The sequence below is a fragment of the Pseudoalteromonas sp. Hal040 genome, assembly GCF_037162425.1.
In the GTDB taxonomy this organism is placed as follows: Bacteria; Pseudomonadota; Gammaproteobacteria; order Enterobacterales; family Alteromonadaceae; genus Pseudoalteromonas; species Pseudoalteromonas gelatinilytica.
Map to the genome: position 1 here is coordinate 1,366,009 of NZ_JARLUU010000001.1, position 21,093 is coordinate 1,387,101.

The window sequence follows — 21,093 nt, forward strand, 5'->3', positions numbered from 1 at the left end:
CAATTCTATTAAGTTATCCGGGTTAAACACCAAGCGGCGGTAAAACGAGAATATCTGTTTTAAGTAGTTTCATAACCTTTTCTGCGGTATTACCAATTAAATGACCTTTAATACCGGTATTGCCCACCGAACCCATAATCACTAAATCGGCATTTAATTTTGCAGCAATACTTGGGATCACTTGCTCAACGACACCCGCTTTAATCTCTAGTTTATCTTTTAAGTCATGTGCTTCAATTAAGGCACGCTGCGCTATCGGTAGCTTTTCGAACGCATTAATGACTTGCTCATCTGAAAATACAATTCCCAAATCACGTAAAAACGGCGATACATGCACGGTATAACAGGCATAAAATTCGCTGTCGTAATCACTTGCATAGGCTAATCCCGCTTTAATAATCGCTTCGTTTAAACGGTATTTGGTTGCTTTTTCACTGCCCAAATCAAGCGCAGCTAACACATTGGTATTGTTTCGCCATTTGTTATCAGCAGCTAAATAAAGTGGTAACGGGCTAAAGCGAATAAGTTGCCAGTCAAGCTCTGTAAATTGCGTTTGTTCGTCAATATGGCGAGTTTTAATCACCATTTCATAATCTGACGTATCAAGTTCATTGGCTAGCCACTGCACTGGGTTTTCATGCCACAGAGTTTGCAACGTATAGCTGCTAGCGTCTAAGTGCTCGCTAATAAGAGGGCTTAGCGCATTACGAACTTTTGCGAGCTCTTTATCTTGAATAGCGAGCGCTTCATCGGGTGGAATAGAATATAAAATACTGTTGGTGTCTTCATAGCTAAAGGCGACGATATCAATATGCTTCACTCCTTTGGCTTTTTGTTTTGCGTGTAATATTGACGTTTTAGCATCGGCTATCGAGTCGATGATCACCAGTATTTTTTTATCCATTTTGCCTACTCTGTTGTGTGTCGGGTATCACTGCTTGGGCATTCACCCAATAATGAAACTTCACCTGTTGAGGTTTCTTGTTCCAGTTTTACCTTAAAGCCCCATAGCCTGTAAAGGTGTTTTAGTACTTCATCTTTTGATTTCGCTAATGGAATATTGTTATGGGGTACATAACGCAAGGTAAGTGAACGATCTCCTCTAATATCAACGTTATAGACTTGAATGTTTGGTTCGTGATTACTTAAGTTATATTGTGCAGAAAGCGTTTCACGAACCTTGTGATAGCCCATTTCATCATGAATAGCGCCGACATTAAGGGTTGGCTCTTTTTCATGATCAATAATGGTAAAGAGCTTAAAATCACGGATAATTTTTGGCGATAAAAACTGGCTTATAAAACTCTCGTCTTTAAAGTTTTGCATTGCAAAATGTAATGTTTCTAACCAATCGCTGCCGGCATACTCTGGAAACCATTTCTTGTCTTCTTCGGTTGGGTTTTCGCATATACGGCGAATATCAACCATCATATTAAAGCCAAGAGCATAAGGGTTGATCCCTGAATAATAATTGCTGTTGTAGGGCGGTTGATACACTACGTTGGTGTGGCTTTGTAAAAACTCGAGCATAAAGGCATCGGTGAGCTTACCTTCATCGTACAGGTGGTTCAAAATGGTGTAATGCCAAAACGTAGCCCAGCCTTCATTCATCACTTGAGTTTGTTTTTGGGGGTAAAAATATTGCGAAATTTTACGCACAATACGAATTACTTCACGCTGCCATGACTCAAGCAACGGCGCATTTTTTTCGATGAAATATAAAATGTTTTCTTGTGGCTCAGCAGGGAAGCGGCGTTCACGTTTTTTGATTCTTGCTGCGAAGTAGGGATTGTGCGCCACAACTCGTTCACTTGCGATTGTAAGTAATCTTCACGTTCTTGTTGGCGCTTTTGCTCTTCGTACAGTGAAATACGTTGCGGACGTTTGTAGCGGTCCACACCGTAATTCATTAACGCATGGCATGAGTCGATGAGATTCTCAACTTCATTGATGCCGTATTTTTCTTCGCATTTAGCAATATAATTTTTGGCAAATAATAAGTAATCGATGATTGAACTGGCATCAGTCCAAGTTTTAAAAAGGTAATTACCTTTAAAAAATGAATTGTGGCCATAGCAAGCGTGCGCCATTACCAAGGCTTGCATTGGCAGGGTGTTTTCTTCCATTAAATAAGCAATACACGGATCTGAGTTAATCACAATCTCATAAGCAAGACCCATTTGCCCACGTTTATAGTTTTGTTCTGTTTGAATGAATTTTTTACCATACGACCAGTGGCTATAGCCAATCGGCATACCCACACTCGAATAGGCATCCATCATTTGTTCAGCAGTGATCACCTCAATTTGATTTGGGTAGGTATCGAGTTTATAAATTTTCGCTACCCGTTCAATCTCAGTTTGATACTCTGCTAATAAATCAAATGTCCAATCAGGACCGTCGCTAATACGTTTATCGGCCATACTTTACCTCACTCGCAAGGCTATGCGGCGCCTTGCTGCTGACGATTCTTTTTAAATAATTCACGGAAAATAGGGTAAATGTCCTCAACGCCACGAATGTGTTGCATGGCAAAATTGTCGTGGGTTTGTGCTATCGATTGATACTCACGCCATAAGCTTTGATGAGCACGGGCGGTAATTTCAATATAGGCGTAATAGCGCACCGCCTTTAACAGTTTATTACGTAGAATTTCGCCACAGTTTGGCGAGTCATCGGCCCAGTTATCGCCATCAGAGGCTTGTGCTGCGTAAATGTTCCACTCTTCAGGGTTATAACGCTCGACGATGATTTCGTTCATCAGTTTCAATGCACTAGATACTATGGTGCCACCCGTTTCTTGAGAATAGAAAAATTCTTGCTCATCAACTTCTTTCGCTTGGGTATGATGACGAATGTAGACAACCTCTATATTTTTGTAGCTACGGGTTAAAAATTGATACAGCAAAATATAAAAGCGTTTTGCCATGTCTTTGGTGGCTTGATCCATCGAGCCTGACACATCCATTAAACAAAACATCACGGCTTTGCTTGTAGGGTGTGGTCGTTTTTCATAGTTACGAAAACGTAAGTCGTAATTATCAATAAAAGGCACCGCTTTAATGCGACTTTGCAGCTCCTCAATTTGGCGTTCAAGTAAAGCGATGGCCGCTTTATCAGGCTGCTCGTCTGCTTTGAGTAACGCGAGTTGTCCTTCAAGCTCTGCAAGGTGACGTTTTTTGCCTGCGGTCATTGCCACCCTGCGGGCAAGCGAACCCTGTAATGAACGAACAATATCAATATTACTTGGCATGCCGTCGTTACAAAAACCAGCACGATGGGTTTTCATTTGCACCAGTTTATCGAGCTGGTTTTGTTGCAGATTAGGCAGTTCAAGGTCTTCGAACAATAAGTCTAGGTATTCATCTTTTGAAATAGAGAATACAAAGTCGTCTTGTCCTTCACCAGAGTCACTGGCTTCACCTTCGCCACTGCCTCCCCCTTGACCGCCTCCTTGCGGGCGCTTGATTCTGTCGCCCGTAGAAAATTGGTCATTACCAGGGTGGATCTGTTCACGGTCGCCACCACGTCCTTGATGAAAAATAGGCTCACTGATATCACGTTGCGGAATCGAGATACTCTCGCCGCTAGTGGTATCGGTTACGCTACGCTTATTAATGGCATCAGATACCGCTTCTTTAATCTGTTTTTTATAACGCCTGATGAACCGTTGACGATTCAAGGTACTTTTGTTTTTTCCATTCAGGCGTCGGTCAATAAAATGCGCCATAACAACCCCCTTAAAACAAACGTTTTTTACTGCGATTTTCTAACGCGTAAATACCATTCAGAAAGTAAACGTACTTGTTTTTGGGTATAGCCTTTCTCAACCATACGATTGACAAAGTCTTCGTGTTTTTTCTGATCTTCAGCAGAGGTTTTCGCATTGAAGGAAATAACCGGCAGCAGATCTTCGGTATTTGAGAACATTTTCTTCTCAATAACCGTGCGAAGTTTTTCGTAGCTGGTCCAAAGCGGATTCTTGCCTTGGTTGTGCGCACGCGCACGCAGTACGAAATTGACTATTTCATTACGGAAATCTTTAGGGTTTGAAATACCTGCAGGTTTTTCAATCTTCTCAAGCTCTGCGTTAAGTGCAGCACGGTCAAATAGCTGGCCAGTATCTGGGTCGCGGTATTCTTGATCTTGGATCCAGAAATCAGCATACGTCACGTAGCGGTCAAAGATGTTTTGCCCGTATTCAGAGTACGATTCTAAGTAGGCCGTTTGTAACTCTTTACCAATAAACTCAACGTACTGAGGGATGAGGTAGCCTTTTAAGTGACTTAAGTAACGCTCTTCAACGTCGGCGGTAAATTGCTCTCGCTCAATTTGTTGCTCAAGAACATAGAATAAGTGCACTGGGTTGGCCGCCACTTCAGTGGTATCGAAGTTAAATACCCGCGATAGAATTTTAAAGGCAAAGCGGGTAGAGAGCCCGGTCATGCCTTCATCAACACCCGCGTAGTCACGGTACTCTTGATACGACTTCGCTTTCGGGTCGGTGTCTTTTAAGCTTTCACCATCATAGACGCGCATTTTTGAATAAATACTTGAGTTTTCAGGCTCTTTCATACGAGAAAGGGTGGTAAATTGTGCCAGTGTTTTTAATGTGCCCGGTGCACAAGGAGCGTCATGTAATTCACTGTTTTCAAGCAATTTATTGTAAATCTTAACTTCTTCAGAAACACGTAAACAGTAAGGCACTTTGACGATGTAAACACGGTCTAAAAATGCTTCATTGTTTTTGTTGTTTTTAAATGTTTGCCACTCAGATTCATTTGAGTGAGCTAAAATCATGCCGCTAAACGGCAGGGCACTGATACCTTCTGTGCCGTTGTAGTTACCTTCTTGCGTGGCTGTAAGTAGTGGGTGTAGCACCTTGATTGGCGCTTTAAACATTTCCACAAACTCCATTAAGCCTTGATTTGCTAAACAAAGCGCACCTGAATAGGCATACGCATCAGGGTCATTTTGCGCAAAGTGTTCAAGCTGGCGAATATCGACTTTACCTACTAGCGCTGAGATGTCTTGGTTGTTTTCATCGCCTGGCTCAGTTTTAGCAATCGCAACTTGATTTAAAATAGATGGATAGCGCTTAACCACTCTAAATTGGCTAATATCACCATTGAATTCACTTAAGCGTTTTGCAGCCCACGGTGACATCACCGTTTTTAAATAACGCGGTTTAATGCCGTATTCTTTTTCTAAAAGCTCAGCGTCTTCATTTGGGTCAAATAACGCTAAAGGGTGGTCGTTAACAGGCGAGCCTTTAATCGAATAAATAGGTACCTGCTGCATTAAGTATTTAAGCTTTTCAGCAATGGATGATTTACCACCACCTACCGGGCCAAGTAAATACAGTACTTGCTTACATTCTTCTAAGCCTTGCGCAGCATGTTTTAAATAAGAGACGATTTGCTCAATGGCATCTTCCATACCATAAAAATCGTGAAATGCAGGGTAGCGTGCGACTACGCGATTAGAAAACAGCCTGCTTAAGCGCGCATCGGTTGAAGTGTCGATAATCTCCGGCTCACCGATGGCCATTAATAGCCGCTCAGGTGCGCTGGCATAAGCTGATTTATCCTTCTTACAGATCTCGAGAAATTCCTCAATACTGTATTCTTCTTGCGCTGCTTCGTATCGTGATTGGTAATGCTCAAAAATACTCATAGAGACCTCCGAAAACCCGCTAAAATGACGTGTAATTAGATTAAGAGAAAAGCAAAGGCTAATTAAAGCTTAGTCACGATTTTGAATTTTTGCGCAAGAAAATTAAGAATTTAATTGAAAAAAGCTCATCTTGATTACGCTTTTTGGCTGAGGGCTTGGCTGCGACTTAGAAGGGGCGTGCACTGGCAATAAAAAAGACGCCGAAGCGTCTTTTTTTGATTACTGCTAGTAACAGAAGATTAAGCGAAGTTAGCGTTCGCGAAGTCCCAGTTAACTAATGCCCAGAAACCTTTTAGGTAATCTGGACGAACGTTACGGTAATCGATGTAGTAAGCGTGTTCCCAAAGATCCACAGTTAGGATTGGAGTAACACCTTCATCAGTTAATGGCGTTGCAGCATTTGATGTGTTAACGATATCAAGTGTGCCGTCAGCTAGTTTAACTAACCAAGTCCAGCTTGAACCGAAGTTGTTTACTGCTTTGTCGTTTAACGCTTCTTTGAATGCGTCGAAAGAACCCCATTTAGCGTTGATCGCGTCAGCGATTGCGCCTGTAGGCTCGCCACCGCCGTTTGGAGATAGGCTGCTCCAGTAGAACGTGTGGTTCCAGATTTGTGCAGCATTGTTAAATACGCCACCTTCTGAAGAACATACGATTTCTTCTAGAGATTTGTTTTCGAATTCTGTGCCTGGGATCAGACCGTTTAATTTCACAACGTAAGTGTTGTGGTGTTTACCGTGGTGAAACTCTAGAGTCTCTTTTGAAATATGTGGCTCTAATGCATCGATTGCGTATGGTAGTGACGGTAGTTCAAATGCCATTTTTTATCTCCATCTTCTTGGTTGATAGTCCACTCAGTTATAGGTAATAGCAAGGTAAACAGCGTACTTCCCTATACCAAGTGGTATTATAGTGTTACTATAATTGTTGAGTATTTTACTCAAGTTTTAGCAAACAGCAATGCTATTGCTAAAGACTATTTAAAATTGTGGCTACGAATGCCGATTTTAAGTTATATATCTGAGGCCACAGTGAAACTTTTTCAAGGCCAATGTAGTAAGCCAATGTCTTTTTTGAGGTTGTAAATGGAAACCATCGATAAAATTAAACAGCAAATTTCTGAAAATCCAATCCTTCTTTACATGAAAGGATCACCAAAGTTACCTAACTGTGGTTTTTCTTCACAAGCATCACAAGCACTTATGGCGTGTGGTGAGCAGTTTGCTTACGTTGACATTCTACTTAACCCAGATATCCGTGCAGAGTTACCTGCATACGCAAACTGGCCAACATTCCCACAACTATGGGTAGAAGGCGAGCTTATCGGTGGTTGTGACATTATCATCGAAATGTTTCAACGTGGTGAATTACAGCCACTAATCACTGAAACAGCTGCAAAGTACAAAGAAAAAGACGCTGAATAATTATATTTAGTGTAGAAAGAAGCCGCTGATTGCGGCTTTTTTTATATCTGTTGTATTAGGCGGGCAGCAAAACATGCACGCTTAATCCACCTTGCTCGCGGTTATGTAAGCTAATTTGCCCGTGGTGTGCTTCAACTATTTCTCTGCAAAGTGCTAGCCCTAAGCCACTGCCTGTTGCTTTGGTTGAGTAAAAGGGAATAAGTGCGTTCGCCATTACAGCTTCACTCATGCCTTTGCCTTTATCACTCACCGTGATGTGTGTGCCACTTGCTTCTTGTTGCACTGTTAAGCTGACATCTTCCGGGTTTGACCCTGACTCATAGGCATTTTTTAATAGGTTAATAAGTAACTGTTCGAGCTGAGTGTGATCAGCGTCAGTTGTCACTCGCTCATCAAGTGATACTTCAACCTGCCACTGACTTTTTAATTGCTCAATGAGCGTAGGCCAGTTAATCGTTGATAGTTGAGGGGTGGGTAACTTGGCAAATTTACCATAACCTTGCACAAACTCATTAAGGTGTTTTATGCGGTCTTCAATGGTGGTAAATACCCGTTTTAAGCGTGGTTCATCGACTTCTTTTGTTAAAAGTTGCGCGCTATGAAGCATTGATGACATTGGCCCAAGGGAGTTGTTAAGCTCATGGCTAATAATACGAATAACTTTTTTCCAAACCTCTACTTCTTGGCGGCTTAGTTCACGGGTCAGTTGTTTAAAAACATACAGTTGATGAAACTGATTATTAAGTAATAATCGACCTGTTGCCATATGCCAAGTTTGTGATTCTTGATCTGCTTTGTCGAGGGTAAATAAGCCATCAACGCCTTTGTGAATGGCACGCGTTAATTGCTCGCAGCTTGAATCTAATAAATTTTCAAGCTTGGCGCCTTCAAGGGCAGATTTAGCATCGAGTAAGCTGCGAGCGCTATGGTTGCTATACACAATAAAGTCTTGGTCGTTAGTCAAAAGCACAGCTTGTGGCGAGCTTTGCAGCACTTTGTCTAGCATCAACTCACGCTGATAAATCCATTGTTTTTCTTGGCGAAGCTGTTTTGCGGTTTGGTTATAAAGCCGGCATAAATCGCCAAGCTCATCGCTGCCATCATAGGCTAATAATGTGGCCAGCTCACCATCTTTAAAATTAAGCAGTCCGGTTTCGAGCGAGTTCATACCATCAATGAGCGGAGCTGATAATTGCGCGGCAAAAAATCCGCTGATCAAGGCGCAAGCGAGCAGGGCTAATAGGCTGTAAAGCAAGCTTATGCCCGCAAAATAACACACCAATATAAGCGGCAATGCAGACGCAGCAATACACAAAGTTATGATTTTATATCGAAACGAAAAACGCATTAGTACTCAATCTTAAATTTATCAAGCCTGCGATAGAGTGCTTGGCGGCTTAAGCCAAAATGGCGAGCCACTTTAGCAATCACACCTTTGTATTCGCGCATGGCAAGTTCAATCTCTTGTTTGTTAGGCTCTGCTCTTGTTTGTGTTGGGCTGTTTGTTTCAACTTGTAAGCCAAAATCAGCAAGCTCAATCACCCCTGTGGGTTTTAAAACGCCAGCGCGTTTACAGGCATTTTCAAGCTCACGAACATTACCCGGCCAGCAATGGGCGAGCAGGGCTTTTTCTGTACTTAGCGACAGTGTGCGCTCAGGTAAAAAATGTGCGACTAAAGCTAAAATATCATCTGGGCGATGGGCAAGGCTTGGTAAATTTAACTCAATCACATTTAAGCGGTAGTAAAGGTCTTCTCGAAATTGACCTGTTTTAATTGCATGGTTTAAATCTTCATTGGTTGCTGAAATCACCCGCACATTCACTTTACGAGTTTGTGTTGAACCTAAACGTTCAAATTCACCGGTTTGTAAAATGCGTAATAATTTCATTTGTCCAGAAAGTGGCAAGTTACCAATTTCGTCTAAAAATAGGGTGCCACCATCGGCCGCTTCAAAACGACCAATGCGCTGTTTAGTAATACCGGTGTAGGCGCCAGCTTCGGCACCAAATAACTCAGCCTCAATAAGCTCGCTTGGCAAAGCACCGGCATTAACAGTGATAAAGGGTTTATCTGCTAATAATGAATTAGCCTGTATTATTTGTGCAATGCGTTCTTTACCACTGCCGTTGGGGCCTGTGATCAGCACTGAAATATCCGATTTAGCCACTTGAATCGCAAGATTAACAATGTGCTCCATAGCGGTACTTTTATAAACCAAGCCCACCAAATTTGCTTGTTGCACAGATGCGTCACGTTCTTGCTGGTGGCGGGTAAAGGTTTCGTTTTGTTGTTTTGCTTTACCCAGCTCGATTAGGTTATTTACACAAGTAAGTAGCTTGGCATCGTCCCATGGTTTTGGTAAATAATCAGCCGCCCCTGCTTTGACTAGTTCAACGGCAGTAGAAAGCTCTGTCCATGCGGTGATCAAAATAATCGGTAGGTGAGGATTAATGTCTCGTAAGGCATAAAAAAGTTCTTTGCCTTCTTCGCCGGAAGTGGTGTCGGCGGTAAAGTTCATGTCTTGAATAACAAGCGCTATGCGTTGGTATTGTACGGCTTGAATTGCCTCAAACGGGTTGCTTGCTGTAACAACATCAAAACCGTGAATTTCGAGTAATAACGACAATGCATCCAAAATGGCTGGGTTATCGTCGACGATAAGTATTTTTTCCATATTTTTGTTTTAGTTATTTTCCTAATAAGGGTGCAAGATGAATGCTACACTGTTAATCCAGTGTAGCATAGGTTGGGAGAACTAAATTGTTCGAGTTGCAATGCTCGGTGAGATATTCGCCGCCCGTCTTGCAGGGGCAAGTACTGCTAATAAACTCATAACGAACACTGCCAGCGCTGTAGCAAGCACGTAGCTAATATCAAGCTGAGCTATTGAAAAGTGCTGCATGAGCAACTGGCCTAAATACACGGCAGCAATCACACCAATCACTAAACCAACTAAACATATCATGGCGTTTTCAACTAAGAAGTAGCTGATGATGGCCGATTTTCTGGCGCCTAAAGCGCGGCGAGTGCCTATTTGTTTAGTACGCTTGCTAATATTGAACAGCGTTAGGCCGAAAATACCCAGGGCCGTCACCAACACTAAAATAGTAATAAGTACAATCAACATGCGCATCATTAATGTATCTTCAGCCATGTATGACTCTTTATCGTCATCTAAGCCACGAATGCGAGAAATAACGCGTTTGTTGTAGTTTTTCAGCATGGCTTCTTCAACACGATTCATGACTGATTGACGTTGACTAGGCTCTGTTCTAACCACAAAGCGTGCATTTGTACCAGGCTTAATAAAAGGCAGCAGTGCTACGTTATCTGGACGGCTGTCTTTAAGCCATGGGCCTTTCATCAGTTCAACAACACCAATTACTTTCATTGGAATGTCACCAAAATAGACAGTTTGACCTAAACCATTGCCGTCAGGGAACAGCTCATCGAGTAGGGTTTTAGTGACAACGGTTACTTTTGAAAGCTCATCATAGTTATCGGTGACGATCACTTCGTCTTCGGTGTAGTTACGCCCAGCAATGAGTTTTACACCATAAGTATTAATGCCATGCTCATCGATAAACATGTAAGAGCTACGCGCTGATTTACTCTCTTCAGGTGCTGGCTTTAAACTAAAATCTGACGAAGAGCCACTGCCCGAAAGCGGTGTGTTACTCGAATAAGCAGCATCAACTACACCAGGTATTTGACGAAGCATGGCTTCATCAAGCTCATATTGCTGTGACGGCGACACATCTTTGCCAAACATCATGACATTAAAAACGAAAATGTCTTTTTCAGGATAGCCAGTCTCTTGAGTTAAATAGCTAATTCTGTCTTGAATAATAAACGCCGCGTTACTGACAATCGCAGTGGTGATGGCAATTTGGATCAGTAATAATATAGCGCCAACTTTTGAGCGGCATAAGGCGTGAAAGATAGGTTTAATTTCTAACATGGGTGTCTTCCTTATTGGCTCTTAAGATAAATAGCAGGGTTGGTTTTACATACCAGCCAAGCAGGGTACAGACCCGCTATCACACAGGTGCTAATTGCAATCACCGGTGCGCTGAGTAGCATGGTCAAATCCATAGTGGCTAAGCTTTGGTAGTAGCTATAGCTTTGACGTACGCCTAATAAGCCCACTTGCGCCAAAATAATTCCGAAGATGCCACCTAAGAAACCTAACATCGCGACCTCAACAATATGTTGAAAGAATATTTGGCGTTTGCTGGCACCTAATGCACGGCGCACACCGACCTCAGGAGCGCGGCGTAAAAATTTCGCTAGTAATAAACCTAAAATGTTGGCAAGGCATACTGCTAAAAACATAAAGCTTAGGCCAACCAGAATTTCGTTGTCTTCGCTAACGACATTGTTGTACTGCATCCACTCATTTACATCGCGTAAAGTGGCGGTTAATTTTTCGCGGTTAAAACGACCTAGCTTTTGTTGCTCTTGCATATAGGCCATTAAAAAGTCTTGGTAAGCTTGCTTTTCTGCAGGTGTTTTTAGTTCAACCCAAAATTGTAACCACACCATTTCAGAATTGAGCTTATCGTTAAAGGTATTGGTTTTTTCGTGCTTCCAACCATTTGTATTACCCCAGTTTTCAAGCTGGCGTGCTTTCATTAGGCTAAATGGTAAAAATAGTTGCTCGGTCTTATTAAATGCACCGTTGTTCAGATCATAATATTTGGTGGTGATATCCCAATCATCAATCACGCCAATAACTTCGTAGCTGGCATCATCAAGGTACACCATTTTGCCGACAGGGTTTTCACCTGAGAATAGCTTGTCGTTTAATTCTTTATTGATCACCACAACAGGGGCTGCATCGGCTTCTTGTTGCGCGCTCCAAACCCCACCATAAATAAATGATAGGTTAAACATATCGAAAAAATCAGGCGTGGTTAGGCGTGCTTGTCCAATAAATGGTTTAACTTTATCTGAGTCTAAATAAACCGAAAAACCCGTTCTAACCATAGTGACACGTTTACCACCCGCATTCGCTTGATTAAGGTTAACGGCATCTTGATAGGTTAATTGTAGTGGCATGTTATCGACTGTCCACCACGTACGGCCTTCATCCATAGTTTGTAGCTGTACAGTATAAAGGTCGCTACTTTTTTCAGGAATAGGGTCTGCTGACATCATGTGATACACAGATAAGCTTGTCATGGTTACGCCAATACCAATGGCAATGGCCAGTACCATTAAAAAGCTCACAAGTGGCGTGCGCTTAAAGCTGCGCCAGCTTAAATCTAAATAATGAAGGAACATGGTTACACTCCAGCTGCTTTAAGATTTTGAGTGCCTTGGTACAAGGTGAAATCAGCTAATTGGCCGTCAACAACTTGGATATTACGTGGTGCTCTGCGAGCAAGCTCTGGATCATGAGTAACCATGATGATGGTTGCGCCATCACGGTTGATTTGCTCAAGTAACTCCATTACTTGACGCGCCATTAAGCTATCTAAATTACCGGTTGGCTCATCGGCAAGTAAAAAGCGCGGTTCACCTGCAAGAGCTCTGGCAATAGCCACACGTTGTTGTTGACCACCAGAAAGTTGTTGCGGTAAGTGTTTAGCGCGTGATGCTAAACCAACTTGCTCTAGGCATTGCTCGATTCGGCGTTTACGCTCGGCGGCTTTGATACCGCGATAACGCAGTGGTACTTCAATATTTTCATAGAGATTCAAATCTGGAATAAGGTTGAAGCCTTGGAAAATAAAACCAATTTTTTGATTACGTAAGTCAGCACGCTGGTTGTCGTTGAGCTTACCCACATCAATACCGTCTAGCATGTATTGGCCTTCGCTAAATGGTTCTAACATACCGGCGATGTTTAAAAATGTGGTTTTACCTGAGCCACTTGGCCCTGTTACGGCAATAAATTCACCTTCTTCTACTTGTAGATTAAAGTCACGAAGGGCATGTGTTTGTACCATATCTGTTTGATACACTTTGCTGATGTTGTTCATTGTAAGCATGTTGATTATTCCTCTTATTTGTTAGCGTAAAACCAGTGTGGTTGCTTTTTTAAAGCGATCGTAGTTCGAGATAATTAACTTATCGCCAGGCTCTACGCCTTCAATTATCTCGACAGCATTAATACTGCTTGCACCGGTTTTTATATCGATTAAATAAGCCATGTCACCGTCAACCTTATAGGCATGGGTGCCACCTTGTTGTAAGAATGCGCCGCGTTTTACTTGTAATACATCGTCGCGATTCTCTAATAAAATACGTGCGGTTAAGCGTTGGTTTTGGCGAATGCCAGAAATCTCATTGTCAAAGCGTACGCGGGTTGTGACTTCGCGATTATTTACTTCAGGTGATATAGCCGATAGCGTGCCTGTGACATGACGAGCACCTAAAGTAAGCTCAACTTGCATACCAAGACCCAGCTCATTGGCGTAGCTTTCTGGTACTTGCAGTTCTGTTTCAAAGTTACTTAAATCGACCAATGTCATTAATGGTTGGCTTTGTGTGACCGCTTCTTTTTGTTGCACTAATAAGTTACCCACAATGCCGCTTACACTGGCAGTGATAGTAAGTTCATTTACTTGTCTGAGTAAGTCGTCAACAATCAGTTGCTGACGAGCCAGATCACGCTCTGCGGCCTTTAGCTCAAATGCGAGGGTATCTTTGGCTAGATTAACTTCTTGCTCGGCGTGCTTATAAGAAAGCTTGGCACGGGCTAAGTCATCAACCGCTTTTTCTAGATCTATTTGGCTAATTAAATGTTTCTCGATAGAGATTTTAGCTCGGCGGTTTTCTCTATCTGCGGCATTGAGTTCAACTTGCGCTAAATCGAGCGCTTTAGTCAGGCTCAGTTTTTGTCTGCGCGCTTCAAGTTGCTTGCGCTGTAATTCGCCTTCCAATCGTGCTAATACCGATTGCTGTTGCTTTAGCTCGTTGGTTAGCTCAGGGCTGGTTACGGTTGCGATCACTTCATTTATCTCAACGCTGTCACCGGCTTTTACTTTTAAATCGACAAAACCACGTTCAGGGCTATAAACCTTCGGCGCATTAGCTGCAACGATTTTACCGCTCGCGGCCACATCTCTGATGAGCGTCTTTTGAGTCACTTCACTAATTTGTAAGCTCGCTGCATCTACCGAAATGCTGCCATCGCTACTTGCAAATAATGCTTGAAAGCCAAGCGCACCAACAAGTATTAAACCCGCTGCTACTATAAGTGGTTTTTTTATGGTGTTTTTCTTCGCCACGGTAATATCTTGGGCACTGGTATCCTTAATCATTTTAACTCCTTACGATTCTCAAAACACACGATCATGAAGCCAACGGCAAGCATGGTAAGTGGAGAAGCCATAAACAAACTGATAGTGAACATTTTGAAATCCTCAATTTCGCTGATGTCTTATCTATACTAGTAGTGTGCCAGTTTTTAATTTGTTGATTTTTAATTGGTTTTGTTTTTGTTACAGGTTTTTTATCTGTCCGCGGACAGAAAAAGTGTCCGCGACGGACACTTTTAAATTGCTGATTGTTGACGCATAGGTAAACAGACTAAGACATTGCGACTAAGGTCGGCTGCTCAGATACATAGTTTGTAACTATGCTAAAGCCAAGAGTAAATAATGATGCAGCTGTACTGCACTAGAGCCCATTAAAAACTGCATTGATATTCATTGCGTGAATAATTATTCAATATTGAGCGCAGTTTACGTTAACGTAAAGGTGCGGGTTTTTAGATTGTTTTTTTACAAGTTGTTAAATTTGACACCAGTGTCATAAAAAAATAACGGGTAAAATACGACTAAATGTAAAAATTTAGCTTAGAATTTAAAGTGTGCCTTAAGTGAGAAATATTCATGAATATGAATATGTATTCAAAACTCTATTGACTCATGGGATATTTGGCGATAGTTTTGTTCGTCTGCTAGCACTGTCACAAAAGACTGAACCGCTAGTCGTTGTAGCAAGGGGAGGGGTCTATGTTATACGACTCAAAATTAGAAAAAGATAATTGTGGCTTTGGCTTAATAGCCCAGGTCAATGGTCAGGCGAGCCATCGCTTGATTCGAACAGCAATCACTGGCTTAGATCGCATGGAGCACCGTGGGGGTATTTCTGCCGATGGTAAAACCGGTGATGGTTGTGGTTTATTAATGCAAAAACCTGATAGTTTCTTTCGTGCTATTGCCAGCGAACATGATTGGCATCTAGGAAAGAACTACGCCGTAGGCATGGTATTTTTAAATGCCGATCCTGTACTTGCGCAAACAGCTAAAGATGTGTTGAGTGAAGAACTCGAAAAAGAAACCTTGAGCATTCAAGGCTGGCGCGTAGTACCTACCGATGCGTCATGTTTAGGGCCAATTGCAAAAAAACAACTACCAGGCTTTGAACAAATTTTTGTTAGCGCACCAGAAGGCTGGCGTCCAAAAGATTTAGAACGTCGCTTATATGTAGCGCGTCGTCGTGCTGAAAAGCGCCTCGAAAACGATGAACATTTTTATATTGCCAGCTTATCTGGTTTGGTCACTGTCTATAAAGGCTTAATGATGCCTGTAGACTTGCCTAACTTTTATTTAGATTTAGCTGACATTCGCATGACTAGTGCGATTTGTGTATTTCACCAACGTTTCTCTACTAATACACAACCTCGTTGGCCACTTGCACAACCATTCCGTTATTTAGCGCATAATGGTGAAATCAATACGATTCAAGGTAACCGCCAGTGGGCCCGTGCCCGTGCGTACAAGTTTGCCTCACCACTTATTCCTGATTTGCAATCAGCTGCACCATTCGTTAACGAAAGCGGCTCTGACTCTTCAAGCTTAGATAATATGCTTGAGTTGTTCTTAGCGGGAGGCATGGATTTATTCCGTGCAATGCGTATGCTTGTGCCGCCAGCATGGCAAAAAAACCGTGCTATGGATGAAGACCTACGTGCATTCTATGACTTTAACTCAATGCATATGGAACCATGGGATGGCCCGGCTGGTATTGTTATGTCTGATGGCCGTTTTGCAGCCTGTAACCTTGACCGTAACGGTTTACGCCCAGCGCGTTATGTAATCACTCAGGATGGTTTTATTACCCTTGCCTCAGAAGTCGGTATTTGGGACTACGCGCCTGATGAAGTGGTTGAGAAAGGCCGTGTGGGCCCGGGTGAACTGTTAGTTATTGATACTCACCAAGGTAAAATTTGGCATTCAGATGAAATTGACCAAGACCTTAAGTCACGTCATCCATATAAAGCATGGCTTGAAGCAAACGTTAAGCGTTTAACGCCATTTGAACAGCTTGCAGAAAAAGACGCAGGTAACCGTTCATTTGATGATGAAACATTGCTTAAGTATCAAAAAATGTTTGGCTACACCAACGAAGAACTTGATAGCGTTATTCGTGTAATGGGTGAAAATGGCCAAGAAGCAACAGGTTCAATGGGGGATGACACGCCATTTGCGGTACTGTCAGAAGGTCATCGTTCGCTGTTTGATTACTTTAGACAAAAATTTGCGCAAGTAACCAATCCACCGATTGATCCGCTTCGTGAAAACCATGTTATGTCATTGGCAACCTGTATTGGTAGTGAGCAAAACGTATTTAACGAAACAACTGGTCACGCAAAGCGCTTACAGTTTGATACACCTATTTTGATGTATGCAGACATGAAACAGCTTTTAAGTGCTGATCAAGCGCATTATAGCTATTGCAAAATCGATATTACTTACACTGCAGAAGAGGGCCTTGAAAACGCCATCACGCGTATATGTGATGAAGCGCAAGAAAAAGCGGCAGCGGGTTGCGTAATGCTTGTGTTAAGTGACCGTAACTTCAGTGAAATACAGTTACCTATTCCGGCAGCAATGGCGGTTGGTTCTATTCAAAAGCGTTTAGTTGATAATAACTTACGTTGTGAATCAAACATTATCATCGAATCGGGTAGTGTCCGTGATGCGCATCAGTTTGCGGTATTACTTGGTTTTGGCGCGACGGCTATTTATCCGTACCTTGCTTATGAATCTTTAGTTGCGATGAGTGACAAAAAGATTCTTAACAAGAGCTATTGTGAGGTCACACTTGCCTATCGTAACGCGATAAATAAAGGCTTGTATAAAATCATGTCGAAAATGGGTATCAGTACCGTTGCATCTTATCGCTGCTCAATGTTGTTTGAAGCAGTCGGTTTGTCTGACGCGATTGTAGAAACTTGTTTTAATGGCGTTGCAAGCCGTATTAAAGGGGCCTGTTTCACTGATTTTGATGATGACCAACGCAAGCTTCATAAGTTGGCATTTAGTAAACGTAAACTATTAAGCCATGGCGGCTTATTAAAATATGTTCATGGCGGTGAATACCATGCTTATAACCCAGACGTTATTCAAACACTGCAAAAAGCTGTGCGTTCTGGGGAATATAGTGACTATGTAGCGTATGCTGATCTGGTTAATAATCGTCCGATCACTAACTTACGTGACATGCTTGCACTGAAAGTACCTGATGCAGGCATCAGTATTGATGACGTAGAACCTGCAACTGAGCTATACAAACGTTTTGACTCAGCAGCAATGAGTATTGGTGCGTTATCACCAGAAGCGCATGAAGCGTTAGCAATAGCGATGAATCGTTTAGGTGGTTGTTCAAACTCTGGCGAGGGTGGTGAAGACAAGCTTCGCTACGGCACAGAGAAAAACTCACGTATTAAACAGGTTGCTTCTGGCCGCTTTGGTGTAACACCGCATTACTTACGTAGCGCTGATGTGATTCAGATTAAAGTGGCGCAAGGTGCAAAACCAGGCGAGGGTGGTCAATTACCAGGTGAAAAAGTGACGCCGTATATTGCAAAATTGCGTTACTCAGTGCCAGGTGTGACTTTGATTTCTCCACCGCCGCATCACGATATTTATTCGATTGAAGATTTAGCCCAGCTAATTTTCGATTTAAAACAAGTAAACCCAGAAGCACTGATTTCGGTGAAACTAGTCTCTGAGCCGGGTGTCGGTACTATCGCAACGGGTGTTGCCAAAGCGTATGCCGATTTAATCACGATTGCAGGTTATGACGGTGGTACCGGTGCAAGCCCGCTTACTTCGGTGAAATATGCAGGTAGCCCATGGGAGCTTGGCCTTGCTGAAACTCAACAAGCGCTAGTAGAAAATGGCTTACGTCACCGTATTCGTTTACAAACCGATGGTGGTCTTAAAACGGGTCTAGACATCATTAAAGCTGCTATTTTAGGTGCTGAAAGCTTTGGCTTTGGTACTGGTCCTATGGTGGCTCTTGGTTGTAAGTATCTGCGTATTTGTCACTTAAACAACTGTGCGACCGGTGTTGCAACGCAAGACGATACACTGCGTCAAAAGCATTATCATGGTCTGCCTGAAATGGCGATGAACTACTTCAAGTTTATTGCCCAAGAAGCACGCCAAATTATGGCAAGTTTAGGGGTGACTCGTTTAACAGATTTAATTGGTCGTTTGGACTTACTTGAAGCAATTGAAGGTAATACAGAGAAGCAAAAGAAAGTGGATCTTTCGTCTGTGATTGCTGTGCCGAACAACCCAACAGGTGAAACACTGTATTGTAGTGCGCCAAATAGCTCACACTACTTAGGTCAGCTAAATGAAACCTTGCTTGAAAAAGCAAAACAAGCAATTGACGAAAAATCGGGGACCTCATTGGTAAGCCGTATTTGTAATACCGACCGCTCTGTGGGCGCGATGTTATCGGGCTATATTGCCTCTAAACATGGCAACCAAGGTATGGCTGCTGATCCTGTCTCTATTGAGCTTCATGGTACAGCGGGTCAATCATTTGGGGTATGGAATGCGGGTGGTCTTGAAATGACCCTTGTTGGTGATGCCAATGACTATGTTGGTAAAGGCATGGCTGGCGGTAAGCTGGTAATTCGCCCGCCGCTTGGTTCATCGTTCGAAAGCCACAAAGCAACGATTGCTGGCAATACCTGTTTATACGGGGCAACGGGTGGTAAGTTATTTGCTGCTGGCTCTGCAGGTGAACGTTTTGCTGTTCGTAACTCAGGCGTACAAGCAGTTGTAGAAGGTGTCGGTGATAACGGCTGTGAATATATGACTGGCGGTGTAGTGTGCGTACTTGGCAAAGTCGGTATCAACTTTGGTGCGGGTATGACAGGTGGCTTTGCCTATATTCTTGATGAAGGCAAAGACTTTGAAAAACGCATTAACCCAGAGCTTGTTGAAATTGTTACGCTTGAGAGCTTAGCTTCTCATCAAGAGCATTTACGCGGTCTCATTGCTGAGCATTTAGAGCTGACTGGCTCAAACCGCGCTGAGCAGATTTTAGCTAACTTTGATTTATACATGCCGATGTTTAAATTGGTTAAGCCAAAATCTAGTGATGTAAAAAGTTTACTCGGACACCGAGCGCGCAGCAGCGCAGAGCTTCGTGTTCAGGCTCAGTAAGGGGGTAGTATGAGCGAAAATGTATACCAGTTTATCGATGTACAACGTGTTGATCCGCGTAAAAAGCCAATCTCAGCACGTAAGCAATCTTTCGTAGAAATATATGAGCCGTTCTCTGAGACTCAAGTTAACTCACAGGCGGACCGTTGTTTAGATTGTGGTAACCCTTACTGTGAATGGAAATGCCCAGTACATAACTATATTCCACAATGGTTAAAGTTAATTCGTACTGGCCGTATTTTAGAAGCGGCAGAGCTTTCTCACCGTACCAACAGCTTACCCGAGGTGTGTGGCCGAGTTTGTCCACAAGATCGCTTATGTGAAGGCTCATGTACGCTAGAAGAAGAGTTCGGTGCTGTCACTATCGGTAATATCGAAAAGTACATCACAGATACGGCCTTCAAGATGGGCTGGAAACCAGATATGTCATATGTGGTTTGGTCTGACAAAAAAGTGGCTATCATTGGTGCTGGCCCAGCTGGCTTAGGCTGTGCGGATATTTTAGTACGTAACGGTGTGAAGCCTGTGGTGTTTGACCGCCACCCAGAAATCGGCGGGCTTCTTACTTTTGGTATTCCATCATTCAAACTTGAAAAAGAAGTGATGCAAAAGCGTCGCGAAATCTTCACGGAAATGGGTGTCGAGTTTAAGCTAAACACTGAAGTTGGTGTTGACATTACCCTTGATGAAATTTTGGCTGAATATGATGCCGTATTCTTAGGGGTGGGTACTTATCAAAGTATGCGTGCAGGGCTTGAAAATGAAGATGCAGACGGTGTGTTTGATGCATTGCCATTCTTAATAGGTAACACAAACCGTGTTATGGGCTATGCAGAAGACAAGCAAGCTTATATCGATATGGCGAACGAAAAAGTCGTTGTATTAGGCGGTGGTGATACTGCGATGGACTGTGTGAGAACCTCTATTCGTCAAGGTGCTACACAGGTTACCTGTGCGTATCGTCGAGACGAAGAAAACATGCCAGGCTCAAAACGGGAAGTTAAAAATGCCCGTGAAGAGGGCGTTGAGTTTACCTTTAACGTTCAGCCAAAAGGGATTGTGGTTGATGAGCAAGGCAAAGTTGCTGGCGTTAAAATGGTTAAAACACAACTCGGTGAGCCGGATGAAAATGGTCGTCGCCGTGCTGAAGAAGTAGCCGGCTCTGAGCATATTATTGAAGCGACCAAGGTGCTCATGGCATTTGGTTTTAAACCTCATAAAATGGATTGGTTAGAACCGTATGGTGTTGAAATCAATCATTGGGGCGGTATCAATGCACCAGAAAAAGGCGAGTTTACTCACCAAACAACTAATCCTAAAATCTTTGCTGGTGGCGATATTGTCCGCGGCTCAGACTTAGTGGTAACGGCTATTTTCGAAGGCCGAAATGCCGCTGAAGGGATTATGGATTATTTAGGCGTTTAATCCTAAGTCGCCATTTCATATGTTTAAAAGCAAGCTGCCTAGCTTGCTTTTTTTGCCTACTTTTTAGCTATTTTGAGAATTTAATCAAGATTAAGAAAAACAATGAAAAAATAGCGCTTATTACCTACAATTCTCGAATGA

At 42.7% G+C, this 21,093-nt stretch carries 13 protein-coding genes and 1 pseudogene; 3 read left to right on the plus strand and 11 right to left on the minus strand.

The window, feature by feature from the left end; translation table 11 throughout:
- Window positions 1-22: 22 nt before the first annotated feature.
- From P4S60_RS06205 to P4S60_RS06225, 5 genes and pseudogenes are all read right to left on the minus strand, one after another.
- Entirely contained in the window at window positions 23-904 is an 882-nt protein-coding gene (locus P4S60_RS06205; RefSeq protein WP_337115364.1) for a universal stress protein, read from the minus strand.
- 5 nt (window positions 905-909) lie between these two features.
- Window positions 910-2,423, minus strand: a pseudogene (locus P4S60_RS06210) (SpoVR family protein).
- A gap of 20 nt (window positions 2,424-2,443) precedes the next feature.
- Window positions 2,444-3,730, minus strand: a complete 1,287-nt coding sequence (locus P4S60_RS06215) for a YeaH/YhbH family protein (RefSeq protein ID WP_337115365.1) — start codon at window positions 3,728-3,730, stop codon at window positions 2,444-2,446.
- Window positions 3,731-3,756: 26 nt separating this feature from the next.
- The gene (locus P4S60_RS06220; protein ID WP_337115366.1) at window positions 3,757-5,676 is read right to left on the minus strand and encodes a PrkA family serine protein kinase; all 1,920 of its coding nucleotides are present in this window, start codon (window positions 5,674-5,676) and stop codon (window positions 3,757-3,759) included.
- 239 nt (window positions 5,677-5,915) lie between these two features.
- Entirely contained in the window at window positions 5,916-6,497 is a 582-nt protein-coding gene (locus tag P4S60_RS06225) for a superoxide dismutase (RefSeq protein WP_337115367.1), read from the minus strand.
- Window positions 6,498-6,761: 264 nt separating this feature from the next.
- On the opposite strand from P4S60_RS06225, the gene P4S60_RS06230 reads away from it, so the two are divergent.
- Entirely contained in the window at window positions 6,762-7,100 is a 339-nt protein-coding gene (locus P4S60_RS06230) for a Grx4 family monothiol glutaredoxin (RefSeq protein WP_054551536.1), read from the plus strand.
- A 55-nt stretch (window positions 7,101-7,155) separates the two neighbouring features.
- Here the strand turns inward: P4S60_RS06230 and P4S60_RS06235 are convergent, their stop codons facing one another.
- The 6 genes from P4S60_RS06235 to P4S60_RS06260 form a co-directional block, all read right to left on the minus strand.
- The gene (locus tag P4S60_RS06235; protein WP_337115368.1) at window positions 7,156-8,448 is read right to left on the minus strand and encodes a sensor histidine kinase; all 1,293 of its coding nucleotides are present in this window, start codon (window positions 8,446-8,448) and stop codon (window positions 7,156-7,158) included.
- Window positions 8,448-9,776: a sigma-54-dependent transcriptional regulator gene (locus P4S60_RS06240; RefSeq protein WP_337115369.1), complete on the minus strand. Its 1,329-nt coding sequence runs from the start codon at window positions 9,774-9,776 to the stop codon at window positions 8,448-8,450. Before P4S60_RS06240 ends, P4S60_RS06235 begins: the two co-directional genes overlap by 1 nt.
- Window positions 9,777-9,857: 81 nt before the next feature.
- Entirely contained in the window at window positions 9,858-11,063 is a 1,206-nt protein-coding gene (locus P4S60_RS06245) for an ABC transporter permease (RefSeq protein WP_337115370.1), read from the minus strand.
- An 11-nt stretch (window positions 11,064-11,074) separates the two neighbouring features.
- Window positions 11,075-12,388 carry an ABC transporter permease gene (locus tag P4S60_RS06250; RefSeq protein ID WP_337115371.1) on the minus strand — a complete coding sequence of 438 codons (1,314 nt, stop codon included), beginning with the start codon at window positions 12,386-12,388 and terminating at the stop codon, window positions 11,075-11,077.
- A 2-nt stretch (window positions 12,389-12,390) separates the two neighbouring features.
- Window positions 12,391-13,098 carry an ABC transporter ATP-binding protein gene (locus tag P4S60_RS06255; RefSeq protein WP_054551528.1) on the minus strand — a complete coding sequence of 236 codons (708 nt, stop codon included), beginning with the start codon at window positions 13,096-13,098 and terminating at the stop codon, window positions 12,391-12,393.
- Window positions 13,099-13,119: 21 nt separating this feature from the next.
- Window positions 13,120-14,373 (minus strand): efflux RND transporter periplasmic adaptor subunit, encoded by a 1,254-nt coding sequence (locus P4S60_RS06260; protein ID WP_337115372.1) that lies wholly within the window; start codon window positions 14,371-14,373, stop codon window positions 13,120-13,122.
- 696 nt (window positions 14,374-15,069) lie between these two features.
- On the opposite strand from P4S60_RS06260, the gene gltB reads away from it, so the two are divergent.
- Together gltB and P4S60_RS06270 are read left to right on the plus strand one after the other, a co-directional pair.
- A complete protein-coding gene (gltB, locus tag P4S60_RS06265; protein ID WP_337115373.1) occupies window positions 15,070-19,527 on the plus strand; it encodes a glutamate synthase large subunit in 4,458 nt (1,485 codons plus the stop codon).
- A gap of 9 nt (window positions 19,528-19,536) precedes the next feature.
- The gene (locus tag P4S60_RS06270; RefSeq protein ID WP_063705857.1) at window positions 19,537-20,952 is read left to right on the plus strand and encodes an FAD-dependent oxidoreductase; all 1,416 of its coding nucleotides are present in this window, start codon (window positions 19,537-19,539) and stop codon (window positions 20,950-20,952) included.
- The last annotated feature ends 141 nt before the right edge of the window (window positions 20,953-21,093 follow it).

What these genes read in the sequence shown, in the direction of transcription:
- P4S60_RS06250 (WP_337115371.1), bottom strand. Translation starts at nt 12,388, where the DNA reads ATGTTCCTTCATTATTTAGATTTAAGCTGGCGCAGCTTTAAGCGCACG.
- P4S60_RS06205 (WP_337115364.1), bottom strand. Translation starts at nt 904, where the DNA reads ATGGATAAAAAAATACTGGTGATCATCGACTCGATAGCCGATGCTAAA.
- P4S60_RS06215 (WP_337115365.1), bottom strand. Translation starts at nt 3,730, where the DNA reads ATGGCGCATTTTATTGACCGACGCCTGAATGGAAAAAACAAAAGTACC.
- P4S60_RS06260 (WP_337115372.1), bottom strand. Translation starts at nt 14,373, where the DNA reads ATGATTAAGGATACCAGTGCCCAAGATATTACCGTGGCGAAGAAAAAC.
- P4S60_RS06230 (WP_054551536.1), top strand. Translation starts at nt 6,762, where the DNA reads ATGGAAACCATCGATAAAATTAAACAGCAAATTTCTGAAAATCCAATC.
- gltB (WP_337115373.1), top strand. Translation starts at nt 15,070, where the DNA reads ATGTTATACGACTCAAAATTAGAAAAAGATAATTGTGGCTTTGGCTTA.
- P4S60_RS06225 (WP_337115367.1), bottom strand. Translation starts at nt 6,497, where the DNA reads ATGGCATTTGAACTACCGTCACTACCATACGCAATCGATGCATTAGAG.
- P4S60_RS06240 (WP_337115369.1), bottom strand. Translation starts at nt 9,776, where the DNA reads ATGGAAAAAATACTTATCGTCGACGATAACCCAGCCATTTTGGATGCA.
- P4S60_RS06255 (WP_054551528.1), bottom strand. Translation starts at nt 13,098, where the DNA reads ATGCTTACAATGAACAACATCAGCAAAGTGTATCAAACAGATATGGTA.
- P4S60_RS06245 (WP_337115370.1), bottom strand. Translation starts at nt 11,063, where the DNA reads ATGTTAGAAATTAAACCTATCTTTCACGCCTTATGCCGCTCAAAAGTT.
- P4S60_RS06270 (WP_063705857.1), top strand. Translation starts at nt 19,537, where the DNA reads ATGAGCGAAAATGTATACCAGTTTATCGATGTACAACGTGTTGATCCG.
- P4S60_RS06235 (WP_337115368.1), bottom strand. Translation starts at nt 8,448, where the DNA reads ATGCGTTTTTCGTTTCGATATAAAATCATAACTTTGTGTATTGCTGCG.
- P4S60_RS06220 (WP_337115366.1), bottom strand. Translation starts at nt 5,676, where the DNA reads ATGAGTATTTTTGAGCATTACCAATCACGATACGAAGCAGCGCAAGAA.